The 15,569-nt window shown below is 31.7% G+C and carries 11 protein-coding genes; all 11 read right to left on the reverse strand.

The genetic code is table 11. The features are described 5' to 3' along the window. Positions 1-386: 386 nt before the first annotated feature. Complete coding sequence (locus tag AACZ53_RS09015; protein ID WP_339837319.1) at positions 387-818, reverse strand: hypothetical protein; 432 nt, start codon at positions 816-818, stop codon at positions 387-389. Between the two features lie 11 nt (positions 819-829). After that, positions 830-2,212, reverse strand: coding sequence for an NAD-dependent succinate-semialdehyde dehydrogenase (locus tag AACZ53_RS09020; protein WP_339837321.1), 1,383 nt, complete (start codon positions 2,210-2,212; stop codon positions 830-832). A 344-nt stretch (positions 2,213-2,556) separates the two neighbouring features. Next, positions 2,557-3,330: a patatin-like phospholipase family protein gene (locus AACZ53_RS09025; protein WP_339837323.1), complete on the reverse strand. Its 774-nt coding sequence runs from the start codon at positions 3,328-3,330 to the stop codon at positions 2,557-2,559. 45 nt (positions 3,331-3,375) lie between these two features. Next, positions 3,376-4,140: an alpha/beta hydrolase gene (locus AACZ53_RS09030; RefSeq protein WP_339837326.1), complete on the reverse strand. Its 765-nt coding sequence runs from the start codon at positions 4,138-4,140 to the stop codon at positions 3,376-3,378. 106 nt (positions 4,141-4,246) lie between these two features. Next, entirely contained in the window at positions 4,247-4,756 is a 510-nt protein-coding gene (locus AACZ53_RS09035; protein ID WP_339837329.1) for a hypothetical protein, read from the reverse strand. A gap of 162 nt (positions 4,757-4,918) precedes the next feature. Then, positions 4,919-5,896: a phosphotransferase gene (locus AACZ53_RS09040; RefSeq protein ID WP_339837332.1), complete on the reverse strand. Its 978-nt coding sequence runs from the start codon at positions 5,894-5,896 to the stop codon at positions 4,919-4,921. A gap of 166 nt (positions 5,897-6,062) precedes the next feature. After that, positions 6,063-6,440: a hypothetical protein gene (locus AACZ53_RS09045; RefSeq protein ID WP_339837334.1), complete on the reverse strand. Its 378-nt coding sequence runs from the start codon at positions 6,438-6,440 to the stop codon at positions 6,063-6,065. A gap of 187 nt (positions 6,441-6,627) precedes the next feature. Continuing rightward, positions 6,628-9,099, reverse strand: a complete 2,472-nt coding sequence (locus tag AACZ53_RS09050; RefSeq protein ID WP_339837335.1) for a cation-translocating P-type ATPase — start codon at positions 9,097-9,099, stop codon at positions 6,628-6,630. A 98-nt stretch (positions 9,100-9,197) separates the two neighbouring features. Then, entirely contained in the window at positions 9,198-11,912 is a 2,715-nt protein-coding gene (locus AACZ53_RS09055) for a response regulator (protein ID WP_339837337.1), read from the reverse strand. 41 nt (positions 11,913-11,953) lie between these two features. Next, positions 11,954-12,382 (reverse strand): response regulator, encoded by a 429-nt coding sequence (locus tag AACZ53_RS09060; RefSeq protein WP_339837340.1) that lies wholly within the window; start codon positions 12,380-12,382, stop codon positions 11,954-11,956. Between the two features lies 1 nt (position 12,383). Then, positions 12,384-15,521, reverse strand: coding sequence for a PAS domain S-box protein (locus tag AACZ53_RS09065; protein WP_339837343.1), 3,138 nt, complete (start codon positions 15,519-15,521; stop codon positions 12,384-12,386). Positions 15,522-15,569 lie beyond the last annotated feature (48 nt).

Consider the following 15,569-nt stretch of genomic DNA (forward strand, 5'->3'; position numbering starts at 1 on the left):
TTTCTTTTTAGGTTTAACATACTTGCGCTGAATTTATTTCAGTGATTCAGCATCTAATTATTCATATTTATGTCACACCGAGCCTGTCGAATTGCCTCTTCAAAACCATTTTAAACAAAAAAAACGCCCTTTTTGTAAAGGACGTTTTGACTATATTTTATAAAAAAATTACTTTTTACTACTTAATAATTGATTTAAAACAACCCAAACGACCATATCCTACAACAGGAAACCTTCCTGCTGAACGGAAATTTCTAGTTATAACTAGTAAATTGATATGTTGGTATTGTGTTTTCATTTCAAGGGCAAAAGTAGGAATTAATTTTATAATTAGAATTTTTTTATTTGTAAAGCTTGCATTTCTGTTGTTTTAATTTTTGATTGAATTATAATGTATGCTTTGAATTCCTCCAAGATTGCCATGCCCCTGACGACCATAGGATCCAAACTATTAGGACAGGCTGAAAGAAAAGTCGAATAAGCCGGGCATTATCTGAATCTAAAGAACCAAAAGCATCTGTTCCGTTTAAATATTGGGCTAAGTTACCAGGAAAGACCAAGACAAAGAAAACGGCCAAAGTCCATCCAATAGTAATCCGTTGGTTCTTCCAAAAAAGCACAGCAAGACCTAGAGTTATTTCAACAATTCCAGATAAAATAACCACTAAATCTTTGCTCATTGGAACCCAATTTGGAACTTGAGCTTGGAAATCAATTCTGAAAAATGTAAGATGACTAATTCCTGCAAAAATCATACTTAGTGCTAGTATAACTCTAAATATATCCTGAGTTAGAGAAGTAGAAGTGTTGTTTTTCATAGTGTTAATAATTAAAAAGGATCATTTATACCACTAACACGAATTAGTTTTTTGTTTACAAATTCATGTATACCTAATTCTGATAGTTCACGACCAAATCCTGAATTTTTAGTTCCACCAAAAGGCAAATTTTCTTTCGTCCAAGTAGGATGATTGATAAAAACCATACCTGAATCAATTTGATCCGCTAATCTTTTACCACGTTCAATATCTTGTGTAAAGATTGAACCTCCCAAACCGTATTCAGAATCATTAGCCAAATCAATAGCAGCTTGTTCGTCTTTTACCACATAGAATGAGGCAACTGGCCCAAATAATTCTTCATGATAAGCTGGAATATCTGGGTTTAAATCGGTTAGAATTGTTGGCTCCATAAAGGCACCTTCACGATCGGGACGTTTTCCTCCTAATAAAACTTTTGCCCCTGCATCAACGGAACGTTGTACCTGATCGGCTAAATGTACTGCGGCTTCCTCACTGCTTAACGGACCTAATTCTGTTTTTGCATCCATTGGATCGCCTACTATCATTTTCGATAATTTGTCCTTGAATTTTTGAATAAATTCATCAGCAATTGATTCGACTGCAATAAATCGTTTAGAGGCTACACAACATTGACCGTTATTATTCATTCGGCCAACAACTGCCCATTCTACCGTTTTGTCCATATCAGCATCTTCTAATACAATGAACACATCGTTACCACCTAACTCTAGTACCACTTTTTTCAAATGTTTTCCGGCTTCCGTGGCAATGCTCGCACCTGCTTTTTCACTTCCTGTTAATGAAACTCCTTTAATTCTTTTATCAGCAACTAATTCGGAAGCGCGTTCACCAGAAATAAATAAATTGGTATATAATCCTTCAGGTGCTCCTGCTTCTTCGAAAAGTTCTTCAATAGCAGCGGCACATTGTGGAACGATAGACGAATGCTTAAGCAAAATAGTATTTCCCGCCATAATATTTGGAGCGGCAAAACGAGCTACTTGATAGTAAGGAAAATTCCAAGGCATCACCCCAAACAAGACTCCAATGGGATTATTGCGAACAATAGCAGATCCGTGTTCTGGATCTAGAACCTTATCGGCAAGAAATTCTTCTCCATGATTTGCATAATAATCAAAGATATCGGCACTTAATTCTATTTCTCCTTCTGCTTCGGCAATTAGTTTACCCATTTCTAAGGTGATGGTTTTTGCGAGTTCTGTTTTTCTAATTCGCATAAGTGTCGCTACTTTCTTTAACAAATCAGCTCTTTCTGAATAGCTGGTTTGTTTCCAATCTAAATAAGTCTCTTGGGCTTTAGCTGCCTTAGCGTCAACTGTTGTTTCTGTCATTTCTTTGAATGACTTTATGGTTTTGTTTGTGTTTGGATTTACGGTTTGAATAGACATAATAATAAATTTTTTATAGTATTTAGTAGGAGGAACTTTTCCTCTACTATTTTGAAAGCATTTCTAAATGAATGCTTCAATTTTATGGTTTTGAATAAGTAAGTCAAAGAGAGTATAATGACTTAATGAAGAGTTTGCAATGTAGTAATAGTAGCAATAAACTGTGTTACACAATTAACCGTATTAATTATATAATTTTTAGATTAGAAAAAGTTTATGGCATTTGAAACCCAGTAAGTGAAGGATTACATTTTTAAAAGGTGAAGTACTAAAACCTGAAAGACTCAGAAATAGAATGAAGACTATTTTAGAGCATAGCTATCATTTATATCAAAAAGACACTATTATTTAATAGTATTCATCAACTCTTTTATTTCTTTTTCAAGAGATAACCCATGTTGATAACCATATTTATAAATCAAATCAATTTTATCTAAATCTAATAAGCCAAACTGACTCATTTTTGGAGGTTCAATATACAAATCACATAGCTTAAATTTGTGGCTATTAGTACTGTTTAAAGCCAAGTGAAAGCTTCTGTCCAATATGTTTTTAGTGGGTATTTCTTGTTTTACTTTACTTATGGAATTTACATTAATTCCGATAATTTTATGGCATTTATCCAACAAAGGTTCAATAGGAAAATTATTTAACACGCTACCATCCACATAATGAGTTCCTCTATAATGTACGGGTTGAAACAACACTGGAATACAACTTGAAGCGAGTAAAGAAGTGGATAATTCACCTTCTGAAAAATAATTAATTTCTCCTTTTAAGATATCTGTTGCTGCAATAAAAAGAGGAATTTTAAGATCTTCAAAGGAATTGTTTTTAAAATAGGTTTTATAGATATCTTCAAAACCTTTCATAGAAAACAAACCTTGTTTTACAATGTTCAAGTTTGAGAAATTAAAAAAATGACCGTTTTTTATGATGGAAATTATTTCATCTATACCTAAACCTTTGGCGTAAAAAGCTCCAACAATAGCTCCAGCACTTGTACCCGAAATAATTGAAGGTTGTAGGCCAAATTCTTCTAAGGCTTTTAGGATTCCCAAATGCGCTATACCTCTTGCACCTCCTCCAGATAGCACTATTCCGCATTCGTATTTCATAGTTTTAATGCTAATATGTAATTACTTATGATACTGTACTCAAAATTAAAATAATGTTTTAATAAAAGCAGTAGTTTTAGAAAAAACTTTCTCCGTAGCTTCTTTATGGGGTGTATGGCCAATTGCTGGTATCATATACTTTTCTACTGAACCACTAACCTGTTCTACTATACTTTCTACTTGTTTTATGGAACCATATTCATCTTTTTCTCCTTGAATAATTAAAGAAGGACATTGAATTTTAGATAAAAAAGGTTCTATGTTCCAACTTAAAAACGCTTTCTTATTCCATGTTCCTGCCCAAGCCCAAAACATAGCTTCCGTATTAGAACCATGATATTTTTCTAGTTTTACTTTTAAATCTGATGTTTCGTAAAGTTGTATCGCTTCTTTAATTCCTTTTATCGTAAAATCTTCCACGAAAACATGAGCTCCTTCTGTAATAATTCCCATAACTCTTGTGGAATATTTGGCTGCCATCAACAAGGCTATAGAACCTCCATCACTATGTCCAAATAAAATAACTTGGTCTAACTTCCAATAGTCTAATAAATCATTTAAAATATCCGCTTCGTCTTCCATATAAGTATTCTCGCGATGCTCATAAGAAAAGCCGCAAGACTTTCCATACCCTTGTCGGTCGTAAATAAGTACATTACATTGTGACATTTCACCTATTTTTTCTGGAAAATCTCTCCACAACGCAATACTACCTAAAGAATCATGTAGAAACACAATTGTAGGCCTATTAGGATAAGAATCAATTCTTGTGAAAGAGATTTCCGAAAGGGAAAGGTTTTTAACGGGCATATAGATATAAGTTTAAAATTAGACGTAAAAAAAAACTTCTCAAATTTTATAATAAATTTGAGAAGTAACTATAATAAATATAATATGCTTAAGGCATAAATAGTACTTAGTCCTTTAAAAAAATAGCTTTTATTTCTTTAAGACTAACTGTTTTAACTTCTTCAGTAATCCAATTTGTAACAGTACCACTTTTAACATCTGCATTTAGCCAACGTTCACCACATTGAGCAATAAAATAATCAGAACTCTTTTCTCCTGGATGAGAGATTCCATTAGAATTTTCTACTACTTTATCTAAAGCAACAACATAGTATTGATCTTTTTTAAATTTGTTTAACATAGGTCTACAAATATTTACGTCTCCACCCCAAACTGTGATTTTTCTTTTCTTTTCTTTGCCTTTATAAGTTTCAATAATTTCAAGTTCCATCGAAATAGGGGTTTCAACACCATATATATTTTTATAAGTCAAATATTTGGTCACTTTTACCAAGGCTACAAATTCTGATTGAGGAGCTGCTTTTTTAAATTCATCTTGACTGTTGCAATCACAGGCAAATGAAAACTGTCCAATCGTCAAACAGATAATAGCTAAAAGTATAGAAAGTTTTTTCATGGTAATTGGTTTTAAATATAGTGTTTAGTGTGTTTATAGTTCATTGTTTAACATAACAACTGCAAAAACAAATGTATATTAAAAAATTATAAACTTCAATGTTTTGCTTTAAAAAAAACAAATAAGCACCAAATAGTAGTAATAAATACTTTTTTTTACATTCTATTTTTCATAATAATCAAGCCATGCTTTTATTCTTCCCACAAACATGTTAAGATAATTTTCTGTCAAAAAGATATTAGACCAATCAAAGCGTTGGGCTTGAACGCCAAGATAATGGATAAAAATAGAAGCTCCTGCTTCTGGAATTAATTGAATTTCTGCATCCGATAAAGGCCTTTCTTTTTGGTAACCGTTTAAGAAACTTGCCACTTTTGATTCATAAATATCTTTGTCTGTTTCTATAAAAAACAATTGTTTACAAAAATAACCTACATCTAAAATTAAGGCTCCATTACCACAATTATCAAAATCAAAAAGGGTGATTTCGTTAGCGTTAGTAACACTCAAATTATCATACCAAATATCTAAATGAACTATCCCTTTTTGTGTAGCAGAAAATTTTGTTGCTGTAAAGGTTTCAGAAATAGAAGAACTCATTTGTTTAATCAGTTGCATGGCTTTCAAATCTTCTGTAAAAAAAGGTTTTAAGTTTTGATAGGATTTATTTAGTAAAACATCAAGATTATAAGTGATTCGATTTATTTCTTTCCGCTCTGTAACTTGATGAACTTTAGCCATTAAAGAACCTATAGCTGAACAAGTTTCTTGACTCATAAACCGCATTTTTTTACCTTCAGCAAACGAAAAAAGCACTACATAACGAAGTCCTTCGGGGGCATTAATTTCTTGTATCAACTCTCCATTTTTATCCGCTAAGGGAAAAGAAACCGAAAGCTTATTTTGATTCAATATCAGCAAAAGACTTAACTCTGCTTCTATCTCCTCTTTAGTTCGCCATTTGTAGCAATATACTCTGACAGCATACTTAGAGAAAGCATCAGCCATAAAATATGTATGATTAATACCTGTTCTAAATAATTTACAAGTAAAGCCTTCTCCTAAGGTATATTTTTCTTGAATAAAAACACCTAAATCCTTTTCAGATAATGTCGAAGTAATAACAGGAAAATTGGTCATTTATAGTGCTTTAATTAAAAGTATGTAAAGTAAAATATATTTGTTTTTTAAAACTACTTTAAAAAAGTCAAATTTAAAAAAAAACAACCATAAAAACAGGTTAAACCTCTTTGTATGATTGTTTTTTACTAAACAGTATTATCTAACTATTAAAAACGGTCACTAACTAATTTTCAAAATGTTTTTTTACAAAAGCATCTTTTTCATTATCGGTCATTTTATCAGCAGCTTCAACATCGATTTGTTTATTCTTAAAGTGCGAATCTTGCTTCAAGAAATTATGCAGTTCGGTTTTAGCATTTGTAGGACCAAATAAAAGCAAATGATCATAGTTTAAAATTGAATTACCAATTTCTTTATAATAAGCTTCATGCATTTGCTGTCTCTTATTGTGCATACTTTTTTCACTTTTACTTAAAGCTTCTTCTTTAGTCTCAATAGTAAAATCTGAAGTAATAACTTTAGTTTCTTTATCAGCATTTAAATCTATCAGTTGAGCAGTGGCATGATCCATCCATATGCCTAAGTTTTTTTGTGTTTTCATTTTTTTTTATTTTAAAATAATTCTTTAAAAATTAAATAGTTATAGCTTAATTTCTTAAAATCTAGCTATTCTTTAAAGTTACAAAAATAAAAAAGAATAGACCTTGAAAAGGCAAAAAACTTATTGGCAATGCATGTATAAACTGGACGATAACACTTGGATTAAATCAATAAACACTACTCCTCCTCTACTTAATAGGACTACTTTTCATCCTAGTTCTTATTTTTACCAATTCATACCAAATTACAGATACAAAACCAATTCCAATACAAGTAATAAATTCAGTGAACGTTAAATTGACAAATCCAAAGAAAGCAGATAAAGGAGCTACAAAAAGCATTAGTCCAGTAAGGGTTATCGTGATTCCAATAATTAGTAAAACCATATTATTTTTATATTTTAAAGTAGTAAAAATAGAATAGTAAAAAGAACGATTTATTAAAGTTAAAAAGACATTAGATGCAATTAAAGCAGTAAAAACCATGGTTCGGGTATGGGCTTCATTAAAGCCTAAATAAATAGAATATTGATACGTAAAAAGTGTTCCTGCCGTAATAGCTAATCCTTGAATAATGCTCGTTGTTAGCTCTTTCCAATTAAAAAAAGTGGCTGTAAAAGGTCTTGGCTTCTGCAACATAGTGTTTTTCTCCATCGGTTCATTTTCAAAAACAATAGAGCATGTAGGTCCCATAATTAATTCCAAAAATATAATATGTACCGGTGAAAATATATTTGGATAAATCCATCCTAAAGCCAAAGGAATAAATACAGTCAGAATTATGGGAATGTGAATGGAAATGATATATTGAATCGCTTTTTTAAGATTAAAATAAATTTTTCTACCCATCGCAACGGCATCTACCATTTTAGATAAATCATCTTCTAATAAAATTAAGGAAGCTGCTTGTTTGGCTATTTCTGTTCCTTTCTTACCCATTGCTATGCCAATGTGTGCTGCTTTCAAAGCAGGTCCGTCATTAACACCGTCACCTGTCATGGCAACAATCTGATGCTGTTCTTTTAATGCTGTGATGATTCTTAATTTTGCTTCAGGAAACATTCGGGTAAAAATAGTAGTTTGCATTACTTTTTCTTGCAATTCAGCATCTGATAATTGCATTAGTTCATCACCCGTTAAGCTATGTTCATAGCCTTTAAATCCGATCTGTTTTGCAATGGCCATGGTAGTTGCAGCATTGTCACCTGTTATTATTTTTACAGCAATTCCTGCTTGATAAAAATCCTCTAATACTTTAGTAATGTTCTTTTTAGGTGGATCGTAAAAAGCGACAATACCTTTAAATTGAAATTGAAACTCTTGTTGTGTTGGAGGAAAATCAGTCCCTTCAAAGGTACTTTCTGCTACGCCTAAAACACGGTAACCCTCTTTAGTAATTGTTTCTATGGCATTACTAATTTGTTCCTTTTCTTCTTTAGATAAAGTAGAAACAGCCATTAAAGCTTCAGGTGCTCCTTTGGCTGCAATGATTCGTTTTCCTGATTCATTCTGAAAAACATGTGTCATCATGGGAGGTTTCCCACCCAATGGATATTCGTGAACTAGCTTAAAATGAGGTCGCTCATCTTCTGATGTAAAATCGCTATAAGCTTTGTGCAAGGCAAGTTCCATCGGATCAAACGGAATAGGTTCACTAGCCCACATGGCAAGAGTTATCAGGTCTTTTTCTGTAGTATTTGTTTCTTCTGGAGCAACTATTTTTTGAGTAGTTAGCGAAAAAACTTTAGCCAAACTCATTCGGTTCTCAGTAATAGTTCCGGTTTTATCGGTGCAAATAACGGTTGCTGAACCTAATGTTTCGACTGTTTTCATTTGCTTAACAACAATTCCTTTTTGCATCAATCTCCAAGCACCAATAGCCATAAACGTTGTAAATGCCATCGGAATTTCTTCAGGTAAAATACTCATGGCCAAAGTCAATGCCTTTAATAAACTGTCTAATATATCATACGAATGAAAATAATTAATAGCCCAAACCACTACAAAGACAACAGCACCAACAAAAACTAATTTTTTTACAAAATTGTTAATTTGCAATTCTAAAGGTGTTTTTTCCTCTTCAATGCTTTCTAAACTCTTACCAATCTTTCCTAATTGGGTTTCGTTTCCAATATGTGTAATGGTTATTATGGCTAATCCACTAGCTACGGAAGTACCATTAAACACAAAAGGTTCGTCTCCATCTTTGTCTTTAAAAACAGCCATCGATTCTCCAGTTAAGATAGATTCATTCACCGAAAAATCATTAGAATGTATAATAGTTCCATCAGCTGAAATGGAAGTCCCTTCTTCAACAACCATACTATCTCCAACCACTAATTCTTCACTTGGAATTTCAATAGTTTCTCCATTTCGAATGACTTTACAATGAGGTTGTGATAGATTTTTTAATTTTTGCAAGGCATTGCGACTTCTCGAATCTTGAAACAAAGCAATAACTGAAACAATAATAATGGCTGAGGATAGAAAAATTCCATCACCAATATTTCCACTTACAAAATAAATGATTGATGCCACTAATAACAAAAGAATCATGGGTTCTTTAGCTAAATTTTTTAGGGCATCTAAAACCGTATTCTCTTGTTTGTAATTTAATTTGTTTTGACCATGGAGTTCCCTTGCAGAAATTACCTGTTCCATGCTTAAACCTTTTATGTTATAATTCGTTTCAGGCATTGTTTAAAATAATTTAGTAAAGTGATTCGTATGTTAGAGAAACTTTTGAAGGAATATAGAGCTTATTGCAGATTTTCTTTAATAGCCAAATATAGAGCTTCTTTTTTAATAGGTTTGTTGATATAGCTGTTGCAACCTGAATTTTTAATTTTTCCTTCATCTCCAGATAAGGCAAAAGCAGTTTGTGCAATAATTTTTACATTTTTATTTAAAAGTCTGATTTGTCGTGTTGCTTCAAATCCATCCATTATTGGCATTTGTATGTCCATTAAAATAATGTCAATATCAGGGTTGGTTTTATATAATTCAACAGCCTCTTGACCATTTCGAGCAATCAATAATTCACTAGCTATTGGTTTAAGTAGAAAAGTTAAGAGTTTTTTTGAGATTTCGTCATCCTCTGCAATAAGAATTTTTAGATTGTTAGGAATTCCATAATCAATAGAGGTAATAGGTTCTTTTTCTTGTTTTACTATACCTTTTGAAGGAGAATAAGGTACAGTAAAATAAAAAGTTGAGCCAATACCTTCTTTGCTCTCAACACGAATGGCACCTCCCATAAGTTCTACAAATGCCTTCGAAATAGAAAGACCTAAACCTGCTCCATGTCTTACATTTCTATCAGAAATATCTGCTTGAATAAATCGCTCAAAAATCATTTCTTGCTGGTCAGTAGAAATACCAATACCCGTATCGGAGATGTAAAATTCTATAAAAGGCTCTTTTTGGGCTTTTATTAATTTATACCCAATTTCGATTGTACCTTTATCGGAATATTTTATAGCATTTTTAATTAGATTTAATAGAATAGAATATAATTTTTCGCGGTCAATATTAATAATTGCTTCTTGTTTTTGCAAGGTAGGATTCTGAACAAGTTGAATTCCTTTTTTCTCAGCTTCTGGTTTAAAAAAGGTGAAAGCATAATCTATTTGATTATTTATATTTGTTTCAGAATTTGTTAATTCTACCAAGCCAGCTTCAATTTTAGAAATATCAACAATATTATTGATGATATTCAGCATTCGATTTCCACTTTTCTCGATAATTTTTAAGTATTTTATCTGTTCATCGCCAGTAAGGTTGGGTTGTTTAAGCAATTCAGAAAAACCTAAAATACCATTCATGGGAGTTCTAATTTCGTGACTTATATTGGCTAAAAAGGCCGATTTCAGTCGGTCACTTTCTTCTGCTCTTTCTTTAGCAATGATAAGTTCATCAATGTTTTTTTTCTTTTCGGTAATATCTGATTTTACAGCAAGATAATGAGTTATTTCTCCTTCTGAATTCTTAATAGAAGTAATTGAAGCTTCTTCCCAATACAAACTGCCATCTTTTCGTTTATTAAGAAATTCGCCTTTCCATTCTCCACCAGAAGCAATTGTTTTCCATATTTTTTTATATGCAGAAGGAGATGTATGACCCGACTTTAAAATATTTGTATTTTTTCCTATCACTTCCTCTAAAGAGTAGCCCGTTATTGCGCTAAATTTTGGGTTAACATATTCAATTATACCTTTTGTATTAGTTATGACAATAAGTGTTGGACTTTGCTCTACAGCACGAGAAAGTTGCAATAACTTATCTGAAATTAATTTGCGTTCAGAAATATCTCTAGATATTCCCAAAACACCAATAGGGTTTTTGTTATCGTCTAAAATCAGGGATGCTTTTACTTCAGTCCAAACAGTTGAATTGTCTTTTCGAAACATCTCCAACTCAATAGATTTTTGAACAACTTCACTATTTTTAAGGTAGGAAGCCTCTGAAAGTAATTCTGATAATAGTTTTATTGCTTTTTGATAAGAAGAAGGTGTTAATACGTCGCTTATTTGTTGCTTCATAGCTTCTTCGGGCTCAAACCCCCGCAAAGTCTTTACTGCTGGACTTACATAAGTATAATTAAGGTCCATATCGAGCGCAAAGATAGTATCCGCAGAATTATCTGCTAACAGACGGTACTTAGATTCACTTTCTATTTGAGCTTCATGCTTTCTTTTTAACTCCCAGTGTTGATAAGAGTTGATTATAAGGCTTGGAAGTCTAATTAAATAATCTTCATTTTTAGTCAGGTAATCATTGGCTCCAATTTTTAGTGTTTGAACAGCTAATTCTTCACATCCTTGACCAGTAACTAAAATTATTGGAGTATCTAATTTTAGTTCTTGACGAATAGTCTTTATCAATTCTAAAGCATCCATTCCAGGCAACCTGTAATCCATTAAAATTACCTTATATTTTTCGGTGTCTTTTAATTTAAGTAAAGCTTCATCGGCATTAGATATAGCGTCAATATGAATAAAAGGAGCATATTGTGCAAAATGGCGCAGTGTAAAATCTATGTCAGCAGCATGATGCTCAATGTACAACACATTAATAACTTCTGCTTTTTTTAAGGCATTCTTTTTAAAATTAAGTATAGCTTGATTTAGTATTTCGGGAAGTTTAGAAATATAATCATTTCGCTTTAAAATATAATCTTCGGCTCCTATTTTAAGGGCTGTAACAGCGGATTCTTCATCACCTGATCCTGTTAGTATAACAACGGGGAAATTCAAATGCTGTTGTCTAATTTCCATAAGAAATTCAATACCATTCCCATCGGGTAAATTCACATCCAAAAGGGCAATATCAAAGCTAGGGGTAGTTTGTAAAATAAGTCTAGCTTGTTTTAATGTGCAAGCATGCTCGATATGCACATCTGGAATAAGTCTTGTTAAACCTATTTTTACTAAATCGGCATCGGAAAAATTGTCTTCAAGGAGTAATATTTTCATATAATCTATGTTTTAATTATACTATATAGGTTTAATGCTTTTTATAAAGGCTTATTCGTTAATCTCCAATACAAATCTATATGACCTACTACATCAAGGAAATTTTCAAAACTTATTGGTTTTATAATATATGAATTAACGCCCAATTGATAAGCTTTTTGTAAATCGGCTGATTCGGATGAAGTAGTTAAAATTACCACTGGTATTATTTTAAAATCGGGATGCTCCTTTAATTTTTTAAGTACTTCTAGACCGTCAATTTTGGGCATGTTTATATCAAGTAGTATAACAATAGGTTTTGGTTCTCCATTTTCCCATCGTTCAAAATAGCTTAAAGCTTCTTCACCATCTCTGGCTACCTGAATGGGATTTGAAATATTCTTTAAGGCAAAAGCACGTAATGTAAGATCCAAATCAATAGGATTATCCTCAACAAGTAAAATTGGTTTTTGAATGTTTTCTAATGCCATATTATTGATTTTTAGGGATTTCTAAATAAAAAGTTGAACCAACATCAAGGACACTTTCAGCCCATGTTTTGCCCTGCATTCTTTGCATAGCTTTAGTTACTAAAGCTAAACCTATACCCGTTCCAGGAAAATCTTCGACTCTTTGTAAACGTTGAAAAATATCGAAAATCTTATGATGATATTGCATGTCAAAACCAATTCCATTGTCATTAACACTTATAATCCAAGACAACTCGGTTTCTTTAATTTCAATTTTTATAGTAGGATTGGTTTTTCCTTTGGTAAATTTTATGGCATTTTCAACAAGATTACGAAAAGCTATAACCAATCCCTTAGAATCAGCAACGATTTCAATATCCTCGATTTTCGTATTTAGTTTAAAATAACCTGCTTCTAATTCTTCTGTATACATTGAAAGTACAGATTTAATCAACTCTTTAATTTTTATTTTTCCAATTTGTAACTGACTTCTTTCCAAACGCGAATAATCTAAAAGATCGTCAATAATTTGATTCATTTGTAGTGTAGAACTTCGTATTTTTTCGATAAATGATTGTGCTTCTTCGTTTAATTCTGGTTTGTAAATATCCAAAAGCAATTTGCTATACCCATCAATACCTCGCAAAGGAGCTTTTAAATCGTGCGAAACAGAATACGTAAAAGTTCCCAATTCTTTATTTATAGATTCAAGTTGAAAAGTTCGTTGCTTTACTTTATTTTCGAGTTCAGTATTTAGAGTTGTAATTTCAGTTTTAATTTTTTTCTCCTCAGTAATGTCTATTCCAATACCAATTTGGGTTCCGTCATCTAAGCGAATATTACACCATTCAGAATCAATTACTTCTCCGGCCTTAGAATAAATTTGAAATTCTTTCCAATCGGTAGTAGATTCTTGCATATAAGCCAAGGCTTCTTCACGATAATTTGGATCCGGATATACCTTTTCCATCAAATTAATTGCTTCAAGTTCTTTTGTTTTCCAACCTATTTTTTCTTCAAACGCTTTGTTTAAATAAAGCATATTCGTTTCTGGGTCATAACGGGTAAGCATAACCGGAATGTTCTCAATAATGGCAGTTAGTAAGTTTTTTTCATTTACTAAGGCCGTTTTTGCTTTTTTACGATCTGTAATATCTTGTGTTATGCTAAGAAATAATTCTCGTTCATTTATTTCAATAACACATGCAGATAATAAATAATCACATATTTCTCCAGATTTTTTACGAAATTGTACTTCCATTTCATGCAAGGAATCGTCTGTTTTTAAAAGATTCGCAAATTTTTCCCGTTCCTTTTGATCTACCCAAATAGGATATTCAGTAGTAATATTCTCTAGAAGCTCTTTTCTAGTGTAACCAAGTGTGTTAAAAACACTATCATTAACTTCTATTATTTGTCCTTCAAAGGTACTTAGTGAAACCATATAAGGACTTAATCTAAATGTTTTCTCAAATTTTTCTTCCGATAATTTAAGGGCTTCGTCCATCAGTATTCGATTTGTTATATCGACGCTTAAACTAGAAGCTCCAGTAATTATATTATCTTCTATTATCGGATTTAAAGAAGTTTGAAAATGACGAATTTCATCGTTCAATACATGAGAAAATTCAAATGTAATATTTTCACCTTTAAAGACAGATTCAAATAAAGGTATCCAAAAATGGGCTTCTTCTTCATTGAGATTCTCCGTAGAACTCATGCCTTTTTTAAGCTCAATATTATATTGACTATTTATAATTTTCTCGTAAGCACTGTTAAATATAATATAGTTAAAATCGCGATCTATAGACCAGATAGAATCCTCTCGATTATCTATCATAGATCTTAAATTTGAGGCAGATTCTCTATAGGCTCTTTCAGCTTGTTTAAGTTCGGTAATGTCTCTTGTTATGGTAAGAATATGAAGTTTATTATTTATTATCAAATGGGCTGCTGACATTAGTCCGTCAATAACATCTCCGTTTTTTAAAATAAATTTTACTTCCATATTCTCAACTTTTCCAAATTCATTTAATTTAGAAAGCATACGATTTCGGTCATCAATAGCTTGCCAAATATTCATTTCAATTGCCGTTTTACCAATAATCTCTTCACGAGTATACCCAGTTGTATTTATAAAGTTTTCATTTATATCAATATATTTTCCATCTTCAATTTGAGTAATTGTAACAAAATCTGGACTAGTTAAAAATATTTGTTTAAATTTTTCTTCACTTTCAATTAATGCTCTTGTTGCTGTTGTTTGTTCGGTAATATTATGTGAATTATATAATAAATATTGGCATTCACCATTCTCATTCATTACTGGGCTTAAGGTTATTTCAAGCGTAAAAATTTGCCCTGAAATATCTAAACTCTCCAAAAAGTTAATTGGTTTACCTGTGTTAACTACTTCTTTATATTTAGCAATGGTAGCCTCATAATATTCATCACTTAATCCAATTACTTTATTTAATACACGAACGGGTTTTCCTATAACATCATTCACATCAAGATCAATACCTAAAAGTTCTGTAGTTGCTAAATAGGGTTTATTAATGGCAACCAGTCGAAATTCGTCATCATCATCTGTACTAACCAATATTTGCATATCAGAATGATTATTAAATATAAAAGAAAGTATTTTTTCACTTTTCTCTAAAGATTTTTCAGCTTGTTTACGTTCTGTAATATCTCGAATAATCATGTTAGAAAACTTTATTTCATCATTTTTTTTAGAAACATGATCAATAATTGCCGATGAAATTTCTGCTTCAAAAGGAATGCGACCTTTGCGTAATAAAGTGATCTCACCTTTCACTTTTTTATGATTTTCCCTTTCGGATATTAAAATTGCTACACGAGGATCTGTAAAGTCTGTTAATCCTTCTCTCCCTAACTTAATAATTTCTTCTTCTGAATAGCTAAACATAGCACAAGCCGCTGGATTAGCTGAATGTATTTTGCCATCTAAACTAGTTAATAGAATAGCATCCATACTGTTTTCAAAAAAAGAACGGTATTTTGTTTCACTTTCTTGAATTTTACGTTCGGCAAGTTTACGCTCGGTAATATCTCTTACAATGTTCAAAAATTGACCTTCAGCTATCTTTTTTGTGCTGAGTTCTGTCGAAATAAAACTGCCGTCTTTTTTACGCAAACGGTATTGTGTTAATAAAGTTTCTCCTTGTTTAAGCTTTTCAAAAAC

The sequence above is a fragment of the uncultured Flavobacterium sp. genome, from assembly GCF_963975005.1.
Taxonomy (GTDB): domain Bacteria; phylum Bacteroidota; class Bacteroidia; order Flavobacteriales; family Flavobacteriaceae; genus Flavobacterium.

Coding starts and splice junctions, on each gene's coding strand:
- AACZ53_RS09015 (WP_339837319.1), bottom strand. CDS start 818: ATGAAAAACAACACTTCTACTTCTCTAACTCAGGATATATTTAGAGTT.
- AACZ53_RS09020 (WP_339837321.1), bottom strand. CDS start 2,212: ATGTCTATTCAAACCGTAAATCCAAACACAAACAAAACCATAAAGTCA.
- AACZ53_RS09025 (WP_339837323.1), bottom strand. CDS start 3,330: ATGAAATACGAATGCGGAATAGTGCTATCTGGAGGAGGTGCAAGAGGT.
- AACZ53_RS09030 (WP_339837326.1), bottom strand. CDS start 4,140: ATGCCCGTTAAAAACCTTTCCCTTTCGGAAATCTCTTTCACAAGAATT.
- AACZ53_RS09035 (WP_339837329.1), bottom strand. CDS start 4,756: ATGAAAAAACTTTCTATACTTTTAGCTATTATCTGTTTGACGATTGGA.
- AACZ53_RS09040 (WP_339837332.1), bottom strand. CDS start 5,896: ATGACCAATTTTCCTGTTATTACTTCGACATTATCTGAAAAGGATTTA.
- AACZ53_RS09045 (WP_339837334.1), bottom strand. CDS start 6,440: ATGAAAACACAAAAAAACTTAGGCATATGGATGGATCATGCCACTGCT.
- AACZ53_RS09050 (WP_339837335.1), bottom strand. CDS start 9,099: ATGGAACAGGTAATTTCTGCAAGGGAACTCCATGGTCAAAACAAATTA.
- AACZ53_RS09055 (WP_339837337.1), bottom strand. CDS start 11,912: ATGAAAATATTACTCCTTGAAGACAATTTTTCCGATGCCGATTTAGTA.
- AACZ53_RS09060 (WP_339837340.1), bottom strand. CDS start 12,382: ATGGCATTAGAAAACATTCAAAAACCAATTTTACTTGTTGAGGATAAT.